The 22,193-nt window shown below is 71.2% G+C and carries 23 protein-coding genes and 1 pseudogene; 9 read left to right on the forward strand and 15 right to left on the reverse strand.

Annotated elements, in window-relative coordinates:
* Positions 1-122: 122 nt before the first annotated feature.
* Genes ACZ7LU_RS31670 through ACZ7LU_RS31690 form a run of 5 tightly spaced genes read right to left on the reverse strand, consistent with a single transcriptional unit; the run spans position 123 to position 6,812 of the window.
* Positions 123-1,058 carry a dihydrodipicolinate synthase family protein gene (locus ACZ7LU_RS31670; RefSeq protein ID WP_471918678.1) on the reverse strand — a complete coding sequence of 312 codons (936 nt, stop codon included), beginning with the start codon at positions 1,056-1,058 and terminating at the stop codon, positions 123-125.
* Positions 1,055-2,152: an oligopeptide/dipeptide ABC transporter ATP-binding protein gene (locus ACZ7LU_RS31675; protein ID WP_471918679.1), complete on the reverse strand. Its 1,098-nt coding sequence runs from the start codon at positions 2,150-2,152 to the stop codon at positions 1,055-1,057. The genes ACZ7LU_RS31670 and ACZ7LU_RS31675 overlap by 4 nt, the downstream gene beginning before the upstream one ends.
* Before the next feature lie 6 nt (positions 2,153-2,158).
* Positions 2,159-4,180, reverse strand: a complete 2,022-nt coding sequence (locus ACZ7LU_RS31680; protein ID WP_471918680.1) for a dipeptide/oligopeptide/nickel ABC transporter permease/ATP-binding protein — start codon at positions 4,178-4,180, stop codon at positions 2,159-2,161.
* Entirely contained in the window at positions 4,180-5,139 is a 960-nt protein-coding gene (locus ACZ7LU_RS31685; RefSeq protein ID WP_398297606.1) for an ABC transporter permease, read from the reverse strand. The genes ACZ7LU_RS31680 and ACZ7LU_RS31685 overlap by 1 nt, the downstream gene beginning before the upstream one ends.
* A gap of 29 nt (positions 5,140-5,168) precedes the next feature.
* Positions 5,169-6,812, reverse strand: coding sequence for an ABC transporter substrate-binding protein (locus ACZ7LU_RS31690; protein ID WP_468083055.1), 1,644 nt, complete (start codon positions 6,810-6,812; stop codon positions 5,169-5,171).
* 285 nt (positions 6,813-7,097) lie between these two features.
* Here ACZ7LU_RS31690 and ACZ7LU_RS31695 point away from each other — a divergent pair, with 285 nt between their 5' ends.
* Positions 7,098-8,390 carry an aspartate aminotransferase type Ic gene (locus ACZ7LU_RS31695; protein WP_471918681.1) on the forward strand — a complete coding sequence of 431 codons (1,293 nt, stop codon included), beginning with the start codon at positions 7,098-7,100 and terminating at the stop codon, positions 8,388-8,390.
* Positions 8,391-8,600: 210 nt separating this feature from the next.
* On the opposite strand, the gene ACZ7LU_RS31700 is transcribed toward ACZ7LU_RS31695, so the two are convergent.
* The 4 genes from ACZ7LU_RS31700 to ACZ7LU_RS31715 form a co-directional block, all read right to left on the reverse strand.
* Complete coding sequence (locus ACZ7LU_RS31700; protein WP_471918841.1) at positions 8,601-10,061, reverse strand: PH domain-containing protein; 1,461 nt, start codon at positions 10,059-10,061, stop codon at positions 8,601-8,603.
* A 131-nt stretch (positions 10,062-10,192) separates the two neighbouring features.
* Positions 10,193-10,708: a PH domain-containing protein gene (locus ACZ7LU_RS31705; protein ID WP_471918682.1), complete on the reverse strand. Its 516-nt coding sequence runs from the start codon at positions 10,706-10,708 to the stop codon at positions 10,193-10,195.
* A gap of 115 nt (positions 10,709-10,823) precedes the next feature.
* Positions 10,824-11,501, reverse strand: a complete 678-nt coding sequence (locus tag ACZ7LU_RS31710; protein ID WP_471918683.1) for an AIM24 family protein — start codon at positions 11,499-11,501, stop codon at positions 10,824-10,826.
* A 14-nt stretch (positions 11,502-11,515) separates the two neighbouring features.
* The gene (locus ACZ7LU_RS31715; protein ID WP_471918684.1) at positions 11,516-12,088 is read right to left on the reverse strand and encodes a class I SAM-dependent methyltransferase; all 573 of its coding nucleotides are present in this window, start codon (positions 12,086-12,088) and stop codon (positions 11,516-11,518) included.
* A gap of 54 nt (positions 12,089-12,142) precedes the next feature.
* Between ACZ7LU_RS31715 and ACZ7LU_RS31720 the strand changes: the two genes are divergently transcribed.
* The 3 genes from ACZ7LU_RS31720 to ACZ7LU_RS31730 are packed head-to-tail and all read left to right on the forward strand — an operon-like array spanning position 12,143 to position 15,257.
* Positions 12,143-12,922 carry an AraC family transcriptional regulator gene (locus tag ACZ7LU_RS31720; RefSeq protein WP_471918685.1) on the forward strand — a complete coding sequence of 260 codons (780 nt, stop codon included), beginning with the start codon at positions 12,143-12,145 and terminating at the stop codon, positions 12,920-12,922.
* Positions 12,923-12,982: 60 nt separating this feature from the next.
* Entirely contained in the window at positions 12,983-13,774 is a 792-nt protein-coding gene (locus tag ACZ7LU_RS31725; protein WP_471918686.1) for an isocitrate lyase/PEP mutase family protein, read from the forward strand.
* A gap of 10 nt (positions 13,775-13,784) precedes the next feature.
* A complete protein-coding gene (locus tag ACZ7LU_RS31730) occupies positions 13,785-15,257 on the forward strand; it encodes a membrane-associated oxidoreductase (protein ID WP_471918687.1) in 1,473 nt (490 codons plus the stop codon).
* On the opposite strand, the gene ACZ7LU_RS31735 is transcribed toward ACZ7LU_RS31730, so the two are convergent.
* Together ACZ7LU_RS31735 and ACZ7LU_RS31740 are read right to left on the reverse strand one after the other, a co-directional pair.
* The gene (locus ACZ7LU_RS31735; RefSeq protein ID WP_471918688.1) at positions 15,244-15,450 is read right to left on the reverse strand and encodes a DUF397 domain-containing protein; all 207 of its coding nucleotides are present in this window, start codon (positions 15,448-15,450) and stop codon (positions 15,244-15,246) included. The genes ACZ7LU_RS31730 and ACZ7LU_RS31735 overlap by 14 nt on opposite strands.
* Positions 15,432-16,265 (reverse strand): helix-turn-helix domain-containing protein, encoded by an 834-nt coding sequence (locus tag ACZ7LU_RS31740; RefSeq protein WP_471918689.1) that lies wholly within the window; start codon positions 16,263-16,265, stop codon positions 15,432-15,434. Before ACZ7LU_RS31740 ends, ACZ7LU_RS31735 begins: the two co-directional genes overlap by 19 nt.
* 115 nt (positions 16,266-16,380) lie before the next feature.
* Here ACZ7LU_RS31740 and ACZ7LU_RS31745 point away from each other — a divergent pair, with 115 nt between their 5' ends.
* From ACZ7LU_RS31745 to ACZ7LU_RS31765, 5 genes and pseudogenes are all read left to right on the forward strand, one after another.
* Positions 16,381-16,605 carry a hypothetical protein gene (locus ACZ7LU_RS31745; protein ID WP_471918690.1) on the forward strand — a complete coding sequence of 75 codons (225 nt, stop codon included), beginning with the start codon at positions 16,381-16,383 and terminating at the stop codon, positions 16,603-16,605.
* A complete protein-coding gene (locus ACZ7LU_RS31750) occupies positions 16,602-16,829 on the forward strand; it encodes a hypothetical protein (protein WP_468083067.1) in 228 nt (75 codons plus the stop codon). The genes ACZ7LU_RS31745 and ACZ7LU_RS31750 overlap by 4 nt, the downstream gene beginning before the upstream one ends.
* A gap of 201 nt (positions 16,830-17,030) precedes the next feature.
* Positions 17,031-17,117 (forward strand): annotated as a pseudogene (locus ACZ7LU_RS31755) (DNA repair protein RecO); the annotation flags it as partial.
* A gap of 41 nt (positions 17,118-17,158) precedes the next feature.
* Complete coding sequence (recO, locus tag ACZ7LU_RS31760) at positions 17,159-17,911, forward strand: DNA repair protein RecO (RefSeq protein ID WP_471918691.1); 753 nt, start codon at positions 17,159-17,161, stop codon at positions 17,909-17,911.
* A gap of 52 nt (positions 17,912-17,963) precedes the next feature.
* Entirely contained in the window at positions 17,964-18,785 is an 822-nt protein-coding gene (locus ACZ7LU_RS31765) for an isoprenyl transferase (RefSeq protein WP_398297574.1), read from the forward strand.
* Positions 18,786-18,851: 66 nt separating this feature from the next.
* Here ACZ7LU_RS31765 and ACZ7LU_RS31770 read toward each other — a convergent pair whose 3' ends face one another.
* The 4 genes from ACZ7LU_RS31770 to ACZ7LU_RS31785 all read right to left on the reverse strand — a co-directional run bounded on the left by ACZ7LU_RS31770 (position 18,852) and on the right by ACZ7LU_RS31785 (position 22,042).
* On the reverse strand, positions 18,852-19,253 hold the full coding sequence (locus ACZ7LU_RS31770; protein ID WP_398297572.1) for a Fur family transcriptional regulator: 402 nt from the start codon (positions 19,251-19,253) through the stop codon (positions 18,852-18,854).
* Between the two features lie 71 nt (positions 19,254-19,324).
* Positions 19,325-20,215 (reverse strand): metal ABC transporter permease, encoded by an 891-nt coding sequence (locus ACZ7LU_RS31775; RefSeq protein WP_398297571.1) that lies wholly within the window; start codon positions 20,213-20,215, stop codon positions 19,325-19,327.
* A 19-nt stretch (positions 20,216-20,234) separates the two neighbouring features.
* The gene (locus tag ACZ7LU_RS31780) at positions 20,235-21,041 is read right to left on the reverse strand and encodes a metal ABC transporter ATP-binding protein (RefSeq protein ID WP_470976207.1); all 807 of its coding nucleotides are present in this window, start codon (positions 21,039-21,041) and stop codon (positions 20,235-20,237) included.
* Positions 21,042-21,070: 29 nt separating this feature from the next.
* A complete protein-coding gene (locus tag ACZ7LU_RS31785; RefSeq protein ID WP_398297567.1) occupies positions 21,071-22,042 on the reverse strand; it encodes a metal ABC transporter substrate-binding protein in 972 nt (323 codons plus the stop codon).
* Positions 22,043-22,193 lie beyond the last annotated feature (151 nt).

Consider the following 22,193-nt stretch of genomic DNA (forward strand, 5'->3'; position numbering starts at 1 on the left):
GCGGCGGCGACGGCCGGGCCGAAGGCGCCGCCCAGCTGGTAGCAGAGGTCGCGAAGGCGGCCGACGGGCTCCGCCAGGTGATGGAGGCCCTCGGCGACACGGACATCAAGTAGCAGACGTCATCACAGCAGCCCGGCCGTCGCCAGGTGCTTGCCGACCCGTTCGGTCTCCGCCGGTGAGAGCGGGATCTGCGGCTCCGCCGTGGCCGCGCAGTCGATCACCCCGCGCAGTCGCAGCGCCGCCTTGAACGCGCCGAGCGCCGACGAGCTCCCGCCCATCCGCGCCGGATCCCCGGCCGCCACCATCCCGAACAGCCCGCACAGCCGCTCCTGTTCGGCCCGCGCCCGCGCCCAGTCGCCCTCCCGGCACGCCCGGTGTAGGCGCACGTATCCGCCGGGGTCCACGTTTCCGAGGCCGGGCACGACGCCGTCGGCGCCCATCGCGAGCGCCGAGTCGGCCGTCACCTCGGAGCCGGTGAGGACGCTGAACCCGGCGAGCCCCGGCTCCGACCGCTTGCCGAGGACGACGCTCCGGAAGGCGCCCTCGTCGCCGCTGGAGTCCTTCAGGCCCGCGAGGACGCTGTCCCTGGCCAGTTCGAGGACCAGGCCTGCGCCCAGCTTGGTGTGCACCGCCATCGGCAGGTCGTACGCGAAGACCGGCACCGCGCAGCCCTCCGCGACGAGGCGGAAGTGGCGGGCGATCTCGGCCGGGTGGGTCCGCGTGTAGAAGGGCGCGGTGACCACGACCGCGTCCGCGCCCGCCCGGGCGGCGGTGCGGGCGTGGTCCAGGACGCGGGGCGTGGTCATGTCGATCGCTCCGGCGAGGACGGGCAGCCGGCCGCCCACGTGCCGGACGACCGTGTCGACGACGAGGGCCCGCTGCCGGTCCGTCAGGTAAGCGACCTCCGAGGTCGAGCCGAGCACGAACAGGCCGTCGACACCGCCCGCGACCAGGTGGTCGACGAGTCTGGTGAGGGAGGGGGTGTCCACCTCGCGGTCCGGTGTCAGCGGGGTGCAGACGGGCGGGACGACACCGGTCAGCGGAGTGGGAAGGGTCATGGATGCTCCCTCGGTGCGGTGACAGAGGCCGGGCCGGAAGCCGCTCCGGAAGCCGTGGCGGCGGCCGTTCCGGAGGCCGTGGCCGTGGCGGCGGCCTGGGTGACGAGTTCGTGGGTCGACTCTCCCTCGTCGACGGGGTGGAAACAGCGGAACCGGTGCCCCGCGCCCGCCGACCGGGCCTCCGGCATGGCGGTGGCGCACTCCTCGTCCGCCTTCCAGCAGCGGGTGCGGAACGGGCAGCCGCTCGGTGGCCGGGTCGCCGACGGCACGGGACCGGCCAGCGGAATCGGGTCGATGGGGTCGAGCAGGCCGGGCGTCGCGGAGAACAGGGCGCGGGTGTACGGGTGCCGGGCGCGGTCCAGGATCTCCGCGGCCGGCGCCTCCTCGACGATCCGGCCGAGGTACATCGTGACGACCCGGTCGCTCATCCTGCGGACGGTCTGGATGTCGTGGGACACGAACACGAGAGCGAGGCCGAGGCGTTCCTTCAGGTCGAGGAGGAGGTTGAGGATCTGGGCGCGGACGGACACGTCGAGGGCGCTCGTCGGCTCGTCGGCGACCAGCAGGTCGGGTTCGAGCGCGAGGGCGCGGGCGATCGCCACGCGCTGTCTCTGGCCGCCGGACAGCTGGCCGGGCAGCCCGTCCGCGAGGGCCTTCGGCAGACCGACCAGGGCCATCAACTCCCGTACGCGTTCGTCCCGTTCTCTGGGCGTCCCGCGCTTGTGCACGTCGAGAGGGTCACGGAGGATCCGCCCGACCGGCAGCCTGCGGTTCAGGGCGGTCGAGGGGTCCTGGAAGATCATGCCCGTGTGGGAGCCGATGGAACTCCGCCTCTCGGCGGGCGTCATCCTCCACAGGTCGTGGGCGCGGAACGAGACGGTTCCGGCGGTGGGCCGCTGGGCGCCCACGAGGACCTTGGCGAGGGTCGACTTGCCGCAGCCGGACTCTCCTACGATGCCGACGGTTTCGCCTCCGGCGACGGTGAGGGTGGCGCCGGTCAGGGCGTACACCTTGTCCCGGGAGAACAGGCCGCCCGACCTGGCCTTGTGTACTACGTGAACGTCGTCCAACTCGACGATGGGGGTGGTCGTCATTTCGGGTCACGCTCCGTCGTGGCTGGTCGCGCAGTTCCCCGCGCCCCTGGGAGGCGCCCCTGCGGGGCGCTCCCCCCAGGGCGCGTCCGCCGGGTGGTGGCAGGCCGCCGAGTGGGCCGGTGTGCCCGCCAGCTCCGGTGTCGTCGTACGGCACACCTCGCTCGCCAGCGGGCATCTGTCCGCGAACCTGCACCCCTGGGGGAAGTCCGCCGGGGACGGTACGACCCCCTTGATCTGGGTGAGGCGTTGTGCCGCCGACTCCAGGGAGAGCACCGAGCCGAGCAGGCCGCGCGTGTAGTGGTGCGCGGGGGACTCCACGAGGTCCGCCGTCACGCCCGTCTCGACGATCTGCCCGCCGTACATCACCACGACCCGGTCGGTGACGTCGGCGACGAGCGCCAGGTCGTGGGAGACGAGGATCAGCGCGAAGCCCAGCTCCTCGCGCAGCCGCAGCAGCAGCTGGATGATCTGCGCCTGCACGGTGACGTCCAGCGCGGTCGTCGGCTCGTCGGCGACGATCAGTTTCGGGTCGCGGGAGAGGGCCATGGCGATCAGGACGCGCTGGCGCTGGCCGCCGGACAGCTCGTGCGGGTAGCTGCGCAGGGTGCGTTCGGGGTCGAGGCCCACCATGTCGAGGAGTTCGCGCGCGGTGCGGCGGCCACCTCGTCGTACGACCTGTTTGAGCTGGGAGCGGACCGTCATCGCCGGGTTCAGGGACGACAGGGCGTCCTGGTAGATCATCGCCATGTCGTGGCCGAGCAGGCGGCGCCGGGCGCGCGGGGGCAGGACGGTCAGCTCCTGTCCGTCGAAGGTGATGCGGCCGCCGACCCGGGCGCCCTTCGGCTCCAGGCCCATCACTGTCAGCGCGGTCAGTGACTTGCCGCAGCCGGACTCGCCGACGAGGCCGAGTACTTCACCGGGGCGTACGTCGAAGCTGATGCCGTCGACGATGTCCACGCCCTCGTGGCGCTGCGGGAAGGAGATGGTCAGGCCGGTCACGGCGAGGACAGGGGCGCCGGTGGGGAGGGGGCGGGCGCGGGAGCGGAGGCGGTGCGCCGCCTCCGTGAGGCCGGGGAGTTCGAGGACCCGGCCGCTGCCGGGCTCGGGGGTCTCCAGGCGGTCCTGCGTGCGGGCAGGGCCCACGACGTCACGGCCGGACGGGGCCGCCCAGGCGTCCGACACGCCCTCGGAGAGGATGTTCAGGGCGAGGACGGTGAGCAGCATCAGGAGCCCGGGGAAGACCGTCGCCCACCAGCCGCCGATCAGGACCATGTTCTTGCCGTCGGCGATGACGCTGCCCCAGGACGGGTCGGGCGGCCGCACACCGGCGCCGATGAAGGAGAGCGAGGCCTCGAAGACGATGGCCTCGGCGACCTGCACGGTGCAGAAGACCAGGACGGGCGCCGCGCAGTTCACGGCGACGTGGCGGATCAGGATGTGTGGGGTGCGGGCGCCGAGGACCCGTTCGGCGACGACATAGTCCTCGCCGTACTGGTCGAGGACATTGGCCCGTACGACACGGGCGATGGGCGGGGTGAACAGGAAGGCGATGGCGCAGATCAGGACGAGGATGCCGCCGCCGAACACCGCGACGAGCACGGCGGCGAGCGCGATCCCCGGGAACGCCATGACGACGTCCAGGCAACGCATCAGCGTCTCGTCGACGGCCTTGCGGGAGGTGGCCGCGATCGCGCCGATGAGGGCGCCGGCGACGAGGGCGAGCAGGGTGGCGCCGAGCCCGATGGCCAGCGACCAGCGCGCCCCGTACATGAGCCGGCTGAGGATGTCGCGGCCGAGGCTGTCCTGGCCCATCCAGTGGTCGGCGGAGGGGTGCCCCGTGCCGTCGGTCTGGGGCTGCTGGTCGAGCGGGTCGTGCGGGGCGATGAGCGGGGCGAACAGGGCCACCAGGACGACGAGGCCGACGACGCCGACCGCGATCCGGGACAGCACGGGAAGTTTGCGGAAGGAGCGGATCCGCAGGCCGGGCACGGCGAGGCGCTCGGTCAGCTCCTTGCGTGAGGTGAACATCAACTCGACCCCCTCAGGCGTGGGTTGACCAGGAGGTGGAGGACGTCGATGACGAGGTTCACGACGACGAAGCCGACGGCCGTGGTGATGACGACGCCCTGGACGACGGCCGGGTCGCCGTTCTTCACGGCGTCGATCATCAGCTTCCCCATGCCGGGCAGCGAGAAGATCGTCTCGATGACGACGGCGCCGCCGAGCAGATAGCCGACGCGCAGGCCGAGGACGGTGAGCGGGTTGATGAGGGCGTTGCGCAGGACGTTGCGGCCGACGACGACCACCGGGGGGAGGCCGTTGCCGATGGCGGTGCGGACGTAGTCCTTGTCGAGCTCCTCGACCACGGCGGTGCGGATGATGCGGGTGAGACCGGCCGCCACCGGCAGGGAGAGCGCGAGCGCGGGCAGCGTCATGGTCTTCAGCCAGCCGGTGAGGGAGTCGGCGGGGTTGATGTAGCCGCCGGTCGGGAACCAGCCGAGGTCCACGGCCAGGTACTGGATCATCAGCAGCGCCAGCCAGAAGCCGGGCGCCGCGACACCGGTCAGGGAGACGACGCGGATCAGCTGGTCGGGCAGCCGGTCGCGGTAGATCGCCGCGGTGACGCCGAGGGTGAGGGAGAGGACGACCGCGATGCCGAGCCCGAGGAAGGTGAGCTGCATGGTGAGCGGCAGAGCGGTGGTGACCTGGTCGACGACGGGGGAGCGGTTGAGGACGCTGATGCCCATGTCGCCGTGGAGCAGGTCGCCGACGAAGGCGACGTAGCGGACGGGCAGCGGGTCGAGGAGCCCGTTCTCCTCCCGGAACGCGTGCAGTTGCTCGGGTGTCGGGTTGGCGCCCTGGAAGAACGCGGACGCCGGGTCGACGTCCGAGAAGCGCATCACGAGGAACACGAAGAGCACGATGCCGAGCAGCAGCGGGACGAGCAGGGCGACGCGGCGGGCCAGGATTCTGAGGACTGCGGTCAAGGCGTACGACTCCTCACCTCACGTGCCGGTCAAGCCCACTTGGCCTGGAGGAGGTTGATACCGGGATAGGGCTGGGCCTTGACGCCGGTGACCTTCTTCGGGTCCCAGGCGGTCATGAGTTCGTTGTGGACGACGGGGTAGAGGACGGCCTGTTCCGCGACGACGTCGATGTACTCCTGGATCATGGTCTTCTTCCGGCCGGCCTCGGGCTCGCGGGTGGCGGCGGCCATGTCCTTGAAGAGCTTCTTGGCGACGGCGTCGTCGGCCCACCGCGCGTACCCCATCCAGAGGTTCTCGGGGCCGTAGTTGTAATGCATGATCAGGTCGGCGTCGAGCCCGAACTGGTTGGGGTTCGAGGCGGCCGCGACGATCTGGAAGTCCTTCTTCTGGTCCAGTTTGGTGAAGACGGCGGTGGTTTCCTGCGGGTCGAGGGTGACCTCGACGCCGAGCTTCTCCCAGCCGTCCTGGATGGTCGGCAGGCAGTCCACGATCCAGCTCACGTTGACCGCCATGAGGTTGATCTTCAGCGAGCCGACGCCCGCGTCCTTCAGCAGCTTCTTGGCCTTGGCCAGGTCGTATCCGTAGACGGTCTTGGCGGGCCGGTAGGAGGGGTTGGCCTCGTTGAGGAAGGAGGTGGACGCCTTGCCGTGGCCCTTGAGGGCGGCCTGGATCATCTTGTCGCGGTCGATGGCGTAGTGCAGGGCCTGCCGGACACGGACGTCGTCGAACGGCTTGTGGGCCGTGTTGAAGAGCAGGAAGAGATTGTTCATCCCGGCCCCGCCCTCGACGGTCATCCCACCCTTCTTCAGCTGCTCGATGTTGGCGTACGGGATGTTGTCGGCGATCTCCGCGTCCGCGCTGCCGCCGGAGATCTTCGCGACGCGCGGCGCGGCGTCCACGATGGTCAGCCAGTTCATCTTCTTGAAGGCGGCCTTGCGCGGGCCGTTGTAGTCGTCGAAGGCCTCGAAGGTGGTGTTCGACTTCGGGTGGTGCGAGGCCTGCTTGTACGGTCCGGAACCCACCGCCTTCCCCTTGGTCGCGTCGTCCCAGGCGCCGGGTTTCCCGAACACGTGCTTCGGCATGATCTTGGCGAGGGAGAGCCGGGCGGCACCGTCGGGGAAGGGAAACTTCAGCACCAGCTCGACGGAGGTCGCGTCGACCTTCCTGACCTCCTTCAGCCAGCTCGCGAAGAAGCCCTTGGCGAGCGTCTGGGTCTTCGGGTCGAGGATGCGGTCGAAGACGAACACGACGTCGTCGGCGGTGACGGGCTTCCCGTCGTGCCACTTGGCCCCCGGCCGCAGGGTGAACTTCCACGTCGTCGCCTTGAGGTCGTTCGGGATCTCCGTGGCGAGCGCGGCGTACGGCTCACGGGTGATCGGATCGGTCCCGAGCAGCCCCTCGTAGATGTGTTCGTTGCCGGCCATCGCGAAGGCGGACGCGGTCTGGGTCGGGTCCCAGCTGCCGTCGTTCCCGTACCCGATGACGGCCGTGAGCGTCGACCCGCCGCCCTGACCGCCGCCCCCGGTCTCATTGGTCGACTCGGGTCCCGAAGAGCAGGCGGAGAGCGTGGTCGTGACGGCGGCGGCCGCGCTCAGCGCACCCGAGTACTTGAGGAAGGCCCGGCGGTCCGGCAGGACGGCGCGGCGCACGGTCGGAGAGGGCAGATCGGTCACTGTGTCTCCCTTGCCTACCTGAGAGGTCCCACGTCCTACGTCATGGGTGGCGTGGCGACGATAGGAGCGGGCGGGGGGCGGGTCAAGACTCCACGCAGCGCGCCCGCACGGGTGGGAAATCTGGGGTCAGGACGTGCGGTGCCCGCCGGTGCGTCCGCCGCTGCGCCCGCTGGTGCGCCGCCGGTGTGTCCCGGTGTGTCCGCTCACGGGCCGGACGGCGCCGCCGTCGTGCCGCGCCGGTTTGTATCCTCGGCAGGCTTAACCCGACCTGCGAGAGGCGACACCATGACCACCGAGCTGAGCCCCGACGCCCCGGCCCCCGACGCCCCGGCCCTCGCCGGGCTGCTCGAGCGGGCGCGGCGGGACTACGAGGAGCTCGCCGGGCGCGGGCTCTCCCTCGACCTGACGCGGGGCAAGCCGGCGCCGGAGCAGCTCGACCTCGCCGAGGACCTGCTGAGCCTGCCCGGGGGACGGCACACCTCCGCCGACGGCACCGACGTGCGCAACTACGGCGGGCTCCAGGGCCTGCCCGAGCTCCGGGAGATCTTCGCCGAGCTGCTCCAGGTGCCCGCCGGGCAGCTGCTCGCGCTCGGCAACTCCAGCCTGGAGCTGATGCACGACTGCCTCGTGCACGCCCTCCTCGGCGTGCTGCCCGGCGCCGAGTCGCGCTGGGTGGACCAGGGGCGCATCGCGTTCCTCTGCCCGGTGCCCGGCTACGACCGGCACTTCGCGCTCTGCGAGCGGTTCGGCATCGACATGATCCCCGTGCCGATGACCGCCGAAGGCCCCGACATGGACGAGGTCGAGCGGCTCGTAGCCGGGAACCCGGCGGTCAAGGGCATCTGGTGCGTGCCGAAGTACAGCAACCCCGACGGCGTCGTCTACAGCGACGAGACCGTCGCGCGGCTCGCCGCGATGCCCACCGCCGCCCCGGACTTCCGGATCTTCTGGGACAACGCGTACGCCGCCCACCACCTCACCGACGAGCCCGCCGAGATCGCCGACCTGCTCGCCGCCTGCGCCACGGCCGGGCACGAGGACCGCGCCTTCGTCTTCGGCTCCACCTCGAAGATCACGGCGGCGGGCGCGGGCGTCGCCTTCTTCGGCTCGTCGCCCGCCAACGTGAAGTGGCTCCTCGCCAACAACCAGAAGCGCTCGATCGGCCCGGACAAGGTCAACCAGCTGCGGCACGTCATGTTCCTGAAGGACGCGGACGGCGTACGCGCCCACATGGAGCGGCAGCGCGCCCTGCTGCAGCCCAAGTTCGAGACGGTCGCCCGCATCCTGGACGCGGAGCTCGGCTCCACGGGCCTCGCCTCCTGGACGTCGCCCAGGGGCGGCTACTTCGTCACTCTCGAAGTCCCGGACGGCTGCGCCAAGGAGGTCGTGCGCCGCGCCGCCGAGGCGGGGATCGTCCTCACTCCGGCCGGGGCGACGCACCCGTACGGGAACGACCCGCGCGACGCCGTCATCCGCATCGCGCCCAGCTATCCGAGCCTCGCGGAGCTGGAGCAGGCGATCGAGGGGCTTGCTGTGTGCGTGCGCCTCGTCGGCTACGAGAAGCGGGCCGCTCGCTGAGTTCAGGGGGGCGGGCGTGTGGGGACTGTGCGGGTTCGTTGTGGCTGGTCGCGCAGTTCCCCGCGCCCCTTGCGGGGGCGTGTGCCGGTCTGGAGCCCGCGGGTTCGTTGTGGCTGGTCGCGCAGTTCCCCGCGCCCCTTACGGGGCGACCCCGCGGCGGAGCCGCTGGCGATGCCGCCTGCGCCTCTTACGGGGCGCGAGCCTGCGCCCTTACGAGGGCGTGGTGGGGGCCCCTTCCAGGAACGGGGTCAGAAGACCCGGTACCGCCCGCTCCGCGAACACCAGCCCCTCCGCCTCTCCCACGTCGTACGCCGCGTACGCCTGCGCGCCCGCGGCCGTCGTCGCGCTCAGGGTGACCAGGCCCGCCCGGCGCTGGAGCACGGACTGCTTGACGGTCCAGCCGATGACGCCGCCGCGGCGCAGCGCCACCGTGGAGCGGCGCAGCGTGCCGGAGCGTACGACCAGGTAGTCGGCGTCGAGCGCGTGCCCCAGGCTGCGGTACGCGTCGCAGGCGAGCGCCACCGCCACCGGCACCAGGACCACCGCGACGCCCGCCCCCAGATACGTCAGCGTCGGCAGCCCGATGAGCGCCCCGAGCAGCAGCAGGACCAGCGCGGGCGCCAGCGCCGCCGACACCGCCCAGCGGATCCGCCGGGACCGCGCCGCCCGCGGATGGGCCGTGAGCCGCGCGGCGGTGGGCGTCACCGGCTCCCGCAGGACGCGCGCCGCCACCTCGTCGGCGAGCCGGCGCGGCGCGGCGGGCAGCAGGGTGCTGGGGCCCGCCTGGTCCTCCTCGTCACGCCGGGACAGACCCGTGGCGACCGCGTCGACCCGGGCCGCGCCCGACAGCCGCAGGCCCAGCGGCTCCACCACGTCGACACCGCGCAGCCGGGCCTCCTCCAGGGAGACCGAGCGCGTCGTGAGCAGCCCGCGCCGCACCCGCAGCGTCCCGCCGGGCTCCCGTTCGAGGCGGTAGTTCCACCACATCTCGACCCACAGTCCGAGCGCCCCCACCGACCCGGCCGCGAGCGCCCCCGCGACCAGGGCGAGCACGATGCCCGCCACGGACATCCCCCGGAACAGGTCACCCACCCACTCGATGACCTCCTCCTGCACCCCGAACCACTCGCTGACCTGCATCACCGCGCCGCCCGCCGCGGCGGCGAGCGCGGAGGTGACGAAGGACAGCGGGGCGTACCTGATCCAGCGGAAGTCGAGGGCGGCGATCGTGCCCTCCGCGTCCGACGCGGCGTCGGGGGCCGCCCGGCTGAGCAGTTCGCGCCGCAGCCGCTCGCCCTCGGCCCTGCGGACGGGGCGGAGTTCGAGGGTGGCCTCCTGGGCGGAGCTCTGCTCGCCGGTGCCTATCCGGACCTCCACCAGGCCGAGGAGGCGCAGCAGCGGGTGGGCGACGAGGTCGACGGAACGTATCCGCTCGCGGCTCAGGGAGCGGTGCTTGGCGAAGAGGATGCCGCTGCGCAGCTCGGCCCGCTCGGGGCCGACGCGGTAGCGGCTGTGGCGCAGCCGCAGCGCGTCGAGCCAGACGCCGCACGCGATCACCAGCAGACTCAGCCCCACCGCCCAGGCGATCACGGGCCCCATGTCCACCCAGCCCTGGAAGCTGAGGGTGACCGGCAGGCCGATGGCGGTCACCACGCCGCCGGTCATCTGCACGGTGACGAGCAGCGAACGCCGGTCGAGCCGCCGCCAGCCGGGCTCGTCGTGGGCATCGGAGGCGTCACGGACATCGCCGACACCGGGGGCACCGGAGGCCGTGGGGGCACCGGAGGACTCGGCCACGCCGCTCACGTCGCGTCCCCCGGCGTCGCCTGGGTGACGAGGGCGAGCCGCTCGGCCAGTTCGGCGGCGGTCGCGTGGTCGAGCCCCTTGACCTTCAGGGCGCCCTTGGCGGACGCCGTGGTGACCGTCACGGTCGTCAGCCCGAAGACCCGCTGGACGGGCCCGCGCATCGTGTCGACCGTCTGGAGCCGCGACATCGGCGCGATCCGGCCCTCCATCCAGAAGAAGCCGGTCCGCACGTACACCGCGTCCTCGGTGACCTCCCAGCGGTGCACCTTGTACCACCACAGCGGGAGCAGTGCCCCGGCCAGCAGCCCCGGCACCGCGATGACCGCGGCGGGCAGCAGCAGCCAGAAGCGGGCCGGTGCGATGAGCACGGCGAGCAGGACCAGGAGGCCCACCGGGACGGCCGTCGTCAGCAGCAGTTGCGTACGCCACCAGGCGACGGCGCGGCGGTCCAGGGAATGGCGCGGCGGCCGCAGCCGCACACCCGCCCTCTCGTCTCCTTGGTCAACAAGCATGAGACGAAAGGTACTTGCTTGCACAAGACGCCTGCTCACCGGCTGTAGCGGCACTCGGCCGGTTATCGACCGTCACCGTCACCGTCACCGCGTACCGCGTACCGCGTCCGGGGGCTCAGTGCTGCTGCGCCTTCTGCGGCGTCACCTCGCTCGGCCGCACGATGACGTGCCCCTCGCCCTCCAGCTTCAGCTGCACGGCCTCGCCCGAGCCGCCGCGGATCATCGACCCGATGGACTGCGAGCGGTGCAGGGACGTGCTCAGGCCGGCGGTCCAGCCGACCACCGCGTCCGTGTCGACGTACACGGGCTGCTGCGGCGACACGGGGATCACCAGCGGATTCCCGTCGCAGACCAGGCCGAGCCGCCCGCTGCCGGTGAAGACGCTGTTGAACAGCCCGCCCCCGGCGATGCCCGAGCCCTTCACGGTCTTGATCTCGTACGAGAGGGTCGCGTCGAAGCAGAGGACGTTGCGGCCGTTGACCGTGAGGACGTCGCCGGGCTCGATGTCGACGATGAAGCAGTTCTGCGCCTCGTGCGCGAACCACGCCTCGCCCATGCCCCGCACGGCCATCAGTGGCAGCCCCTCGCCGGTCACGGCGCGCTTGAGCATGCCGCCCACGCCCTGCCCCTTGCGTTCGAACTGCAGGTCGCCCCGGTAGGCGATCATGGCGCCCTGCCGGGCGAGCATCTCGCCGTCCACCGCGTACTTGACGGATTTGGCATTCTGGAGCGTCATGCCGGGGGCGAGGGCCGGCTGGGCCATGTGGTCACTGGAGAACAAGTCACTCTTCATGTCCACATTTTGAGCTACGCCTTGTGCGCGCGAAAGCGCAGCGCGCCATTGCGCGGGTGCAGGCCGACCACCACATCCCTGAAGCCCGCGGCCTTCAGGCGGTCGGGGAGCCCTGCCGGCGACACCGTGTTGCTGGTGTCCCGGAGGTGCAGCACCCGGAACGCGAGGCTCGGCTGCCCGTCGCTGCCCGCGAAGACACCGCCGGGGCGCAGCACGCGGAACGCCTCGGCGAAGATGCGGTCCTGGAGTTCGTCCGTCGGGACGTGGTGGAGCATGGTGAAGCAGACGACGGACGAATACGCCGCGTCGGGCAGCGGCATCGCCGCGCCGTCCGCGTGCAGGATCCGCGCGCGGTTCCCCCACTTCCGCTCCAGGAGCCGCGCCGTCTCCCCGTCGATCTCGACGGCGGTGAGGCGGGGCGTCAGGTCGACGAGCGCGCGGAGGTTCGCCCCGTACCCGGGGCCGATCTCCACGACGTCGTCGCCGAGTTCGACGCCTTCGAGCGCCCACGGAAGCACGTGGTCCTTGACCATCCGCGCCCACTTCTCGGAGCTGCAGAATCTGCGGTGAGCCCAGTTCATCGGCATACGGCGACGCTAGGCCGGGCCCGCCCCGGCCGCCACGGGCTAGGCTGCCGACCCATGTCGCGCAACGGACAGCCGACAGCCGACCTCCGGTCCCACGGCACCGCGCTCTTCATCGGCGACTTCCCCATGCCCCGCGGCCACGCCCTCCCCACGCATCACCACACCGAGCACCAACTAGCCTGGCCCGCGCGGGGACTGCTCCGCATCCGCACCGGCCGCGGCTCCTGGCTGCTGCCGCCGTCCCTCGCCCTGTGGATCCCCGCGGGCCTGCCCCACGCGCCGGAGTCGGAGGGCGACGCACTGATGGGCAGCCTGTACCTGCCCCCGGCCCACTGCCCCGCCTCCACCTCCTGGACGGGGCCGACGGTCCTGATGGTCGGCCCGCTGCTCCGCGCGCTCCTCGACCACTTGGTGCGCGACGACCTGACGCCGGAGGCCCGCGCCCGCGCGGAAGCGGTCCTCTTCGACACGCTGCACCCGGTGCCCGTGACGGACGTGTCCGCGCCCGAGCCGACGGATCCGAGGGCCCGAGAGGTCGCGCGGGCGCTGGCCGCCGACCCGGCGGACGGCCGCGAGCTGGCGGCCTGGGGCGCTCAGGTCGGTGCGAGCGCCCGCACCCTGGCCCGCCTCTTCACCACCGAGACGGGCCTCGCCTTCGGCCAGTGGCGCCAACGGATGCGCATGCGTGCCGCGATGCCGCTCCTGGCCGAGGGCCTGCCGCTGGAGGCGGTGGCCCACCGCGTCGGCTACGCCTCCGCGAGCTCCTTCGCCGCCGCCTTCCACCACGTCGTGGGCCTCACGCCCCGCGCATACTTCCCGGTGCGGCAGGAGTGAGGGACTACCGGCCGGCACACTTCGCCCCACGCCGAAACGTCACGCCCTTACGGTCGTGGCATGACGACGCTTCTTCGGTACGAGGAGTTCCGCGACCTGCACCGCGCCGGTGCGCCCCTGCTGCTGCCCAACGCCTGGGACCACGCGTCGGCCGCCGCGCTCGTCGCGGCCGGTTTCCGCGCGGTCGGCACGACCAGTCTGGGCGTGGCGGCCGCGGCGGGCCTGCCTGACGGGGCAGGCGCCACCCGGGCGGAGACGGTCCGGCTGGCCCGCGGCCTGGCCCGCCTCGACGCGCTGATCAGCGTCGACATCGAGGGCGGCTTCAGCGACCACCCCGGGGATGTGGGGTCCCTGGTGGCCGAGTTGGCGACCGCAGGGGTCGTCGGCATCAACATTGAGGACGGCCGCCCGGACGGCTCGCTGCGGGACCTCATGCACCAGTGCGAGATCCTCCACGCCGTACGAGAGGCCGCGACCGGCAGGCTTTTCGTCAACGCCCGCACCGACACGTACTGGTTGCCGGGCGCGGGGAAGGCCCCGGAGACCGGGGAACGACTGGCCGCTTACCGCAGGGCGGGCGCGGACGGGGTGTTCGTCCCGGGCCTGCGCGACCTGCGCGCCATCGCCGAGCTGACCTCGGCCCTCGAAGACACCCCGCTCAACACCCTCCACGCCCCTGAGGGACCTTCCCTGCCGGAACTCGCCGAGGCGGGCGTACGCCGGGTCAGCTGCGGGTCGCTGCTGTTCCGCGCGGCACTGGGCGCGGCGGTGGCGGCGGCGCGGGACCTGTCGGTGAGCGGTGAGATCCCCTCGTACGCGGAGACGCAGGCGCTGTCCGACGCCTTCGCATAATGTCTCGCCGGTGGAGATCAGCGAACTGACCGACGCGGAGCGGCGGGTGTGGGAGGCGTTTCCGCACGGGCGGGACGTCGACTTCCGTACGACATGCGAGGAGGGCCCCGAATTCGGTGCCTACTGGGGGCCCGAGCGCACCGTCCGGGCGGAGGTGCTGCGAGCGCTGCTCCTGAACGGGCCCCGGCGCGACGGGGAGACGCCGGTGCTCCGGCTCGCCGGGGCCCGGATCAGCGAGCGGCTCGATCTCCAGTACGCGGACGTCGCGGGACCCGTGCACATCTGGGCCTGCTACTTCGACGACGTACCCGACCTGTACGGGGCACAGCTGCGGCAGCTCAACCTGAGCCGCTCCGTCCTGCCCGGCCTGCACGCCATCGCACTGCGCGTCGATGGCTCACTGCGCATGTCCAAGTGCCGGGTGCGGGGCCCCGTCCGGCTCGGCGGCGCGCGTATATCGGGGGCGGTCTTCCTCAATGGTGCGCACGTGGGGGAGCAGGGCGTCGCGCACTCCGAGCCCGTCCTCGCCCTGAACCGCGTCACGATCGACGATGACCTCCAGGCCGACGAGGGTTTCACAGCCCACGGCCAGGTCCGCCTCGCGGGGGCAGTCGTCGCCGGGTACGTCTCGTTCGACGACGCGGTGCTCAGCGATCCGGGAGGTACGGCCCTGCACGCGTCGAACCTCAGCGTGGGGACGGACCTGCACGTGGCGCGGCTGAAGGCATCCGGACGGCTCAACATGCCCGGCGCCCGTATCCCCGGCATGATCGATTTCGAGGGCGCCCGCCTCTCCGATCCGGGCGGCACGGCCCTGCGCGCCAGCAACGTGGTCGGGGGTTCCCTCTATCTGGCCGAGGCCGAGCCCATACAGGGTGTCGTCACCTTGCGCGGCTGCCAACTCGACTTCCTCCACATCGCCCCGGAGACCTGGCCGGACCAGGTCCGCCTCGACGGCCTGACGTACGCCAGGCTTGGCCCGCACGAGCCCGCCGAGCGCCGGCTCCAGGTCCTGGAACGGGACACCGACGGCTACGTCCCGTACGCGTACGAACAGCTCACCGCCGCGTACCGCCGCAACGGCGACGACGCGGCCGCCCGCACGGTGCAGCTCGCGAAGCACCGCCGCCACCGGGCGACCCTGCCGTGGTACGCCAGGGCCTGGGGCCACCTCCAGGACGTGACCGTCGGCTACGGCTTCCGGCCCACGCGGGCGGCGGCCTGGCTGCTGTCGCTGCTGCTCGTCGGGTCCGTCACGTTCGCGCTGCGCGAGCCGCCCGCGCTGAAGCCGGACGAGTCCCCGGACTTCAACGCGCTCTTCTACACGCTGGACCTGCTGCTCCCGATCGTCGACTTCGGCCAGGAGAAGGCGTACGCGGCGGAGGGGGCGTACCAGTGGTTCGGGTACACCCTGCTTGTTCTGGGCTGGACCCTGGCGACGACGATCGCGGCGGGCATTACGAGGGCGATCAGTCGTCAGTAGGCGCGACCATCGCCACGAACGCGGACCAGGCACCGGCGCCGATCACCAGGGCGGGGCCCTGGGGGACCTTGCTGTCCCGCACGGGGACGACACCGGGGACTCCGTCGGCGACCTCGACGCAGTTGTCACTTTCATCGCCGCTGCTGTAGCTGCTCTTACGCCAGGGGGTGTTGCTCAGGTCGTACTCGCGCATCGTCTGTAGTCCTCCGACACCGAATCGATCAGGTCCAGGGACGCCTCCGGCGACAATGCGACGGCCCTGAGCAGATCGTAGGACGCTTGTACTCGCTTCACCACTGACGGCTCATCAAGCAGGCTCGACGAATGCACGCCTTCGGTATAGACGGTTGGCGGAGCATCGTCGAACTCCATGAGCTTCATCATCTTGCCCATCCTCGGGTGCGCCCCGGCGGCGAAGGGGACCACCTGAAGCACCACCTTGCGTCCGCGTGACATCGAGCTGAGGTGGGCGAGCTGGCCGGCCATGGTGAGGGGACCGCCGACAGGGATGAGCAGAGCGGTCTCGTGCACGATCACCCAATACACGGGGCGTGTAGCGTCCTTGAGGAGTGCCGTGCGGTCCATGCGTGCCCGGAGCAGTTCCTCGATGTACTCGTCCGTTGCGAACGGGTTGCTTGCTGCGAAGAGTCCCCGCGCGTACTCGGGAGTCTGCAACAACCCGGGGATCAGAGCCGGTTCGAACTCGCAGATCTTGATCGCCAGCCGCTCCAGCTCCGCCGCGTGCGCGAAGTACTCCGTAAAAGGCTGATCCTTGATGAGCTTGCGCCACAACCGTTCGAAAAAGCCACCGGTTTGCAGCACCTCATCAATACGCTGCGCCACATCCAGCTGAGGTTTTCGAATGGCCTGCTCGAACTGGCCGATGTATCCGCCGGATACGAATACCCGTACCCCCAGAGCGGACTGGCTGAGTCCGGCCTCCTCGCGGCGTCGCTTCAGCTCCGCGCCGAAGAACTCCCAGGCCGCCTGCCACGAACCATTGGCCATGGCCAACCGCCTTCCGCTGCCCCGCAGTTGTAGAGGACAGACTGCTGCCGAGTGTAGGTGGCGTGCGTCACTGTGGGGGTGAGAAGAGTGAAATCCGAAGGCGAAGGGGAGCCACGTGAAGGCGGACGGAAAGCACCACGCAGTGGCATGTGTCGAACAGGCGGAGGAAACCGTGAAGGAATTGCGCGCCGCGCTGACGCGAGCGGGAATTGTGCTGCCGTCATTGGGGATCGATCCGACGAGCATCGCCAGGGAGGCCCCGTGTCCGCGGATCGAATTGGGAGGGTGTTCGGTCGACGCGGCGGCCCGCCTCGCGGCCGCGCTGAGGAGCGCGCCATGAACGTGCCGGCGAACCTCCCGGTGGGCGCGTACGTCGTCGACACGCGCAGTGGCCGTGTGGGGCGGGTGATGGGCCACGAGGGCCCGTACGTCCAGCTGCGCCCCTATGGAGGGGGCCGCGAGTGGGACTGCGCCCCGGAGGCGATCCGCACGGCGACGGCGGCGGAGCGGCTGCGCGCGGCGACGGCGTACGCGAACGCGCGAAGCCGGGGCGAGGTGCCCTGACGCTCAGCTGTACTCGGCCACGACGCCGGGCGGAACTCCTTCGGTGAGGTAGCTGTGCGCTCACAGGGTCCTCCGGTGCGGGTGGGACGGCTCTTCGTACGCTACCGCCCCGGTGGCGGAGACAGAGGGCGTACGAGGCGAACCGGACCTGATCGGGCACCCCGGCCCGGAGACCCGGCGCCGTACGCGAGAATGGACCCCATGAGTCTGTTCCGCGACGACGGCATCGTGCTGCGCACCCAGAAGCCGGGTGAAGCGGACCGCATCATGCTGCTGTCTTCCGGGGGGCGACCCCCGTACCCCCGGCGGGACACCCGAGGGGGCGCGCGATGAGTCTCTTCAGGGATGACGGGATCGTCCTGCGCACCCAGAAGCTGGGTGAAGCGGACCGCATCATCACCATACTCACGCGCAGTCACGGGCGCGTGCGTGCCGTCGCCCGCGGGGTGCGGCGGACCAAGTCCAAGTTCGGGGCCCGGCTGGAGCCGTTCTCGCACGTCGACGTGCAGTTCTTCGCGCGCGGAAGTGAGCTCGTCGGGCGCGGGCTGCCGCTCTGCACGCAGAGCGAGACGATCGCTCCGTACGGTAGCGGCATCGTCACCGACTACGCCCGCTACACCGCCGGGACGGCCATGCTGGAGACCGCCGAGCGGTTCACGGACCACGAGGGCGAGCCCGCGGTGCAGCAGTATCTGCTGCTCGTCGGCGCGCTGCGCGTCCTGTCGCGCGGCGAACACGCGCCCCACCTCGTCCTCGACGCCTTCCTGCTCCGCTCCCTCGCCGTGAACGGCTACGCGCCCAGCTTCACCGACTGTGCCAAGTGCGGCCTGCCGGGACCGAATCGCTTCTTCTCCGTCGCGGCGGGCGGCTCGATTTGCGTCGACTGCCGGGTGCCCGGCAGCGTCGTACCGTCCACGGAGACGCTCACGCTGCTCGGCGCGCTGCTCACCGGCGACTGGGAGACGGCGGACACGTGCGAGGCGCGGCACGCCAGGGAGGGCAGCGGGCTTGTTTCCGCCTATCTGCACTGGCACCTGGAGCGCGGACTGCGTTCTTTGCGGTACGTAGAGAAAAGCACGTGAGCACGCGAGTACGTCGCGTGCGGTGAACAAGCTAGGTAGGAGAGAGCCCCCCATGGCACGACGCGGAATCCTCGGACGGTCCCGCCGTGAGTATCAGCTGCCCGAGCCCCACCCCTCGGGCGCGCGACCGCCGAAGATCCCCGGTGAGCTGGTCCCGCAGCACGTGGCGATCGTCATGGACGGGAACGGGCGGTGGGCGAAGGACCGCGGCCTGCCGCGCACCGAGGGGCACAAGGTCGGCGCCGAGCGCGTCCTCGACGTGCTCCAGGGCAGCATCGAGATGGGCGTCGGCGCGATCTCGCTCTACGCCTTCTCCACGGAGAACTGGAAGCGGTCCCCGGACGAGGTGAAGTTCCTGATGAACTTCAACCGCGACTTCATCCGCAAGACCCGCGACCAGCTCGACGACCTCGGCGTGCGGGTGCGCTGGGTGGGCCGGATGCCCAAGCTGTGGAAGTCGGTCGCCAGGGAGCTGGAGATCTCCCAGGAGCAGACCAAGGACAACGACAAGCTGACCCTGTACTTCTGCATGAACTACGGCGGCCGCGCCGAGATCGCGGACGCGGCCCAGGCCATCGCGGAGGACGTGAAGGCGGGCCGGCTCAACCCGGCCAAGGTCAACGAGAAGACCTTCGCGAAGTACCTGTACTACCCGGACATGCCGGACGTCGACCTCTTCCTCCGTCCGTCCGGCGAGCAGCGCACCTCCAACTACCTGCTGTGGCAGAGCGCCTACGCCGAGATGGTCTTCCAGGACGTCCTGTGGCCGGACTTCGACCGCCGCGACCTGTGGCGGGCATGCCTCGAATACGCCTCCCGGGACCGGCGCTTCGGCGGGGCCATTCCCAATGAGGAGCAGATCGCGAACAGTTAGGTCCATGGACCGCGAAGGGGCCCGCACCGTCAGCGCGACGGTGCGGGCCCCTCCACGTACGTACGACTACTTGCTCGCGCACTCCTGGCACGTACCGAAGATCTCCACGGTGTGCGCCACGTTCACGAAGCCGTGCTCGGAGGCGATCGCCTCGGCCCACTTCTCGACCGCGGGGCCCTCGACCTCGACGGCCTTGCCGCAGACGCGGCAGACCAGGTGGTGGTGGTGGTCGCCGGTCGAGCAGCGGCGGTAGACCGTCTCTCCGTCGTTGGTGCGCAGGGCGTCGACCTCGCCGGCGTCGGCGAGGGACTGGAGGGTGCGGTAGACCGTGGTCAGACCGACCGAGTCGCCCTTGTGCTTGAGCATGTCGTGCAGCTCCTGGGCACTGCGGAACTCGTCCACGTCGTCGAGTGCCGCGGCCACCGCCGCACGCTGGCGGGTCGACCTGCCTCGAACCGGGGCTCCCACGGTTGCCTCCTCGCGTCACGCTCTGGTCTGGGCCTTGCCGGGCCATTGTGCCAGGTCGGCCCGGAGCCGGGTCAGGCCTTGGCCACCGGCTGGGCCGGTACCGAGCACTCCGCGGGGTCGCCGGCCGCCTCGGCGGCGGCCGCGGCCCGCGCCCTGCGCCTGGCCAGCGGCGTCGCGAGGACCGTCAGGACGATGAAGACACCGATGGTCAGGAGCACGATCGTCGCGCCGGGCGGCACGTCCTGGTAGTACGAGGTGACGGTGCCGCCGAGCGTCACCGCGACGCCGATCGCCACCGAGCCCGCGAAGGTCACCGCGAAGCTCTTGGTGAGCTGCTGCGCGGCCGCCACCGGCACCACCATCAGCGCGGAGACCAGGAGCAGGCCCACGACCCGCATGGCGACGGTGACCGTGACCGCGGCGGTGACGGCGGTGAGCAGGTTCAGGGCGCGCACCGGCAGGCCCGTGACGCGCGCGAACTCCTCGTCCTGGCTGACCGCGAAGAGCTGGCGGCGCAGCCCGACCGTGACGAGAACCACAAAGGCGGCGAGCAGGCAGATCGCCGAGACGTCCTCCTCGGAGACCGTCGAGAGCGAGCCGAAGAGGTACGACTGGAGGTTCGCGTTCGAGCCGCCGGGGGCGAGGTTGATGAACATGACGCCGCCCGCCATGCCGCCGTAGAAGAGCATCGCCAGGGCGATGTCGCCGCGCGTCTTGCCGTACCAGCGGATCAGCTCCATGACGACGGCGCCGACGATCGCGACCGCCGTCGCCATCCACACGGGCGAGGCCGACAGCAGGAAGCCGAGGCCGACGCCCGTCATCGCCACGTGGCCGATGCCGTCGCCCATCAGGGCCTGCCGGCGCTGGACGAGGTAGATGCCCACGGCGGGCGCGGTGATGCCCACGAGGACGGCGGCGAGCAGCGCCCGCTGCATGAAGGCGTAATCGAGGAGTTCCATGGTTCTTGCTCGCCCTCGGTCAGGTCAGCAGGCCGGTACGGACCGGTTCCGCGTCGGCGGTGTGCGGGTGGACGTGGTCGTGGCCGGGCAGGGCGTGCTGGCCGACGGCGCGCGGGGGCGGGCCGTCGTGCATCACGCAGCCGTCGCGCAGCACCACGGCGCGGTCGATCAGCGGCTCCAGGGGGCCGAGCTCGTGCAGGACGAGAAGGACGGAGGTGCCGGCCGCGACCTGCTGGCGCAGGGTGGCCGCGAGGACCTCCTGGCTCGCGAGGTCGACGCCCGCCATCGGCTCGTCCATGATCAGCAGCTCCGGCTCGGAGGCCAGCGCGCGGGCGATGAGGACCCGCTGGTGCTGGCCGCCGGAGAGCGCGTTGACGGAGTCCTTGGCGCGGTCGGCGAGGCCCACCAGGTCGATGGCGCGGGCGACGGCCTCGCGGTCGGCCTTGCGCAGGATGCCGAGGCGGGCCCGGGAGAGCCGCCCGGAGGCGACGACCTCGGTGATCGTGGCGGGCACGCCGCCCGCGGCGGTGGTGCGCTGCGGGACGTACCCGACGCGGGCCCAGTCGCGGAAGCGGCGGCGCGGGGTGCCGAAGATCTCGACGTCGCCGCCGGTGACGGGGACCTGCCCGATGACCGTGCGGACGGCGGTGGACTTGCCCGAGCCGTTGGCGCCGAGCAGGGCGACGACCTCGCCGCGGCGCACGGTGAGGTCGATGCCGCGCAGCACGGGGCGCGAGCCGAGCTCGGCCGTCACCTTGCGCAGGGATATGACGGCTTCGCCGCTGTCCTCGCCGCTGCCTTCACCGGTGCCGGCGTTCTTGCTCATGGCTCGTGCCTCCGTAACCGCAGGGGGTGTCACTTGGCGCCCAGGGCCTTCTGCAGGGCCTTCAGGTTGGACTCCATGACCTGGATGTAGTCGTCGCCCCTGGAGTCGTCGGTGATGCCCTCGACGGGGTCGAGCACATCGGTCTTCAGGCCGGTGTCCTTGGCGAGGGTCTTCGCCGTCCGGTCGCTGACGAGCGTCTCGTAGAAGACCGTGGTGACGCCGTCGGCCTTCGCCATCTTCTGGAGTTCCCTGACGCGCTTGCCGCTGGGCTCGCCCTCGGGGTCGAGGCCGCTGATGGCCTCCTCGGTGAGGCCGTAGCGCTCGGCGAGGTAGCCGAAGGCGGCGTGGGTGGTGATGAAGACCTTGTTCTTGGTGTTCTTCAGGCCGTTCTCGAAGGACTTGTCCAGGCCGTCGAGGTTCTTCACGAGCTTCGCGGTGTTCTTCTTGTACGCCGCCGCGTTGTCCGGGTCGGCCTTCTGCAGGGCCTTGCCGACGCCCTCGGCGACCTCGGCGTACTTCACCGGGTCGAGCCAGATGTGGGGGTCGGCGCCTTCGTGGGAGTGGCCGTGGCCGTGGCCCTCGTGGCCCTCCTCCTCGTGCTCGTCGGCGTGCCCGCCGACCTCGGTGCCGTGCTTCTCCGTGCTGGTCAGCGAGGCGGCGTCGACCTTGGTCTTGATGCCGGACTGGTCGATCGCGTCGTCGACGGCGGGCTGCAGGCCCTTGAGGTACAGGGCGACGTCGGACTCTTCGAGCTCGCCGCGCTGCTTGGCGGAGACGTCGAGGTCGTGCGGCTCCTGGCCGGGCTCGGTGAGCGTGGTGACGGAGACGTGGTCGCCGCCTATCTGCTCCGCGAGGTACTGCATGGGGTAGAACGACGCCACGACGTCCAGCTTGCCGTCCTTGTCGTCCGCGGCGGAGGTGGAGCAGGCGGTCAGCGCCGTGAGGCCGAGGACCGTGGCGGAGGCAAGGGCGGCGGTGGGTATCAGGCGTCGTACGTTCATGACACTCATTTTCAACAAATGTGGAAACGATTGTCAACAAGGGGTCGGTGAGGGGATGTGCGGGTAACCGATTTGATTAGGGGGGTCGGGCCGCCGGTAACCTGAAGCATTCGCTCCCGAAGCCGCTGCTCCGGCAGCACTTGCTTCGTCC

This window comes from Streptomyces sp. NPDC039462 (genome assembly GCF_055639375.1).

Bases quoted from the DNA above. Each gene is read 5' to 3' on its own strand.
- ACZ7LU_RS31670 (WP_471918678.1), bottom strand. From the start codon at position 1,058: ATGACCCTTCCCACTCCGCTGACCGGTGTCGTCCCGCCCGTCTGCACC.
- ACZ7LU_RS31675 (WP_471918679.1), bottom strand. From the start codon at position 2,152: ATGACGACCACCCCCATCGTCGAGTTGGACGACGTTCACGTAGTACAC.
- ACZ7LU_RS31680 (WP_471918680.1), bottom strand. From the start codon at position 4,180: ATGTTCACCTCACGCAAGGAGCTGACCGAGCGCCTCGCCGTGCCCGGC.
- ACZ7LU_RS31695 (WP_471918681.1), top strand. From the start codon at position 7,098: ATGACCACCGAGCTGAGCCCCGACGCCCCGGCCCCCGACGCCCCGGCC.
- ACZ7LU_RS31705 (WP_471918682.1), bottom strand. From the start codon at position 10,708: ATGCTTGTTGACCAAGGAGACGAGAGGGCGGGTGTGCGGCTGCGGCCG.
- ACZ7LU_RS31710 (WP_471918683.1), bottom strand. From the start codon at position 11,501: ATGAAGAGTGACTTGTTCTCCAGTGACCACATGGCCCAGCCGGCCCTC.
- ACZ7LU_RS31715 (WP_471918684.1), bottom strand. From the start codon at position 12,088: ATGCCGATGAACTGGGCTCACCGCAGATTCTGCAGCTCCGAGAAGTGG.
- ACZ7LU_RS31720 (WP_471918685.1), top strand. From the start codon at position 12,143: ATGTCGCGCAACGGACAGCCGACAGCCGACCTCCGGTCCCACGGCACC.
- ACZ7LU_RS31725 (WP_471918686.1), top strand. From the start codon at position 12,983: ATGACGACGCTTCTTCGGTACGAGGAGTTCCGCGACCTGCACCGCGCC.
- ACZ7LU_RS31735 (WP_471918688.1), bottom strand. From the start codon at position 15,450: ATGCGCGAGTACGACCTGAGCAACACCCCCTGGCGTAAGAGCAGCTAC.
- ACZ7LU_RS31740 (WP_471918689.1), bottom strand. From the start codon at position 16,265: ATGGCCAATGGTTCGTGGCAGGCGGCCTGGGAGTTCTTCGGCGCGGAG.
- ACZ7LU_RS31750 (WP_468083067.1), top strand. From the start codon at position 16,602: ATGAACGTGCCGGCGAACCTCCCGGTGGGCGCGTACGTCGTCGACACG.
- recO (WP_471918691.1), top strand. From the start codon at position 17,159: ATGAGTCTCTTCAGGGATGACGGGATCGTCCTGCGCACCCAGAAGCTG.
- ACZ7LU_RS31765 (WP_398297574.1), top strand. From the start codon at position 17,964: ATGGCACGACGCGGAATCCTCGGACGGTCCCGCCGTGAGTATCAGCTG.
- ACZ7LU_RS31775 (WP_398297571.1), bottom strand. From the start codon at position 20,215: ATGGAACTCCTCGATTACGCCTTCATGCAGCGGGCGCTGCTCGCCGCC.
- ACZ7LU_RS31780 (WP_470976207.1), bottom strand. From the start codon at position 21,041: ATGAGCAAGAACGCCGGCACCGGTGAAGGCAGCGGCGAGGACAGCGGC.
- ACZ7LU_RS31785 (WP_398297567.1), bottom strand. From the start codon at position 22,042: ATGAACGTACGACGCCTGATACCCACCGCCGCCCTTGCCTCCGCCACG.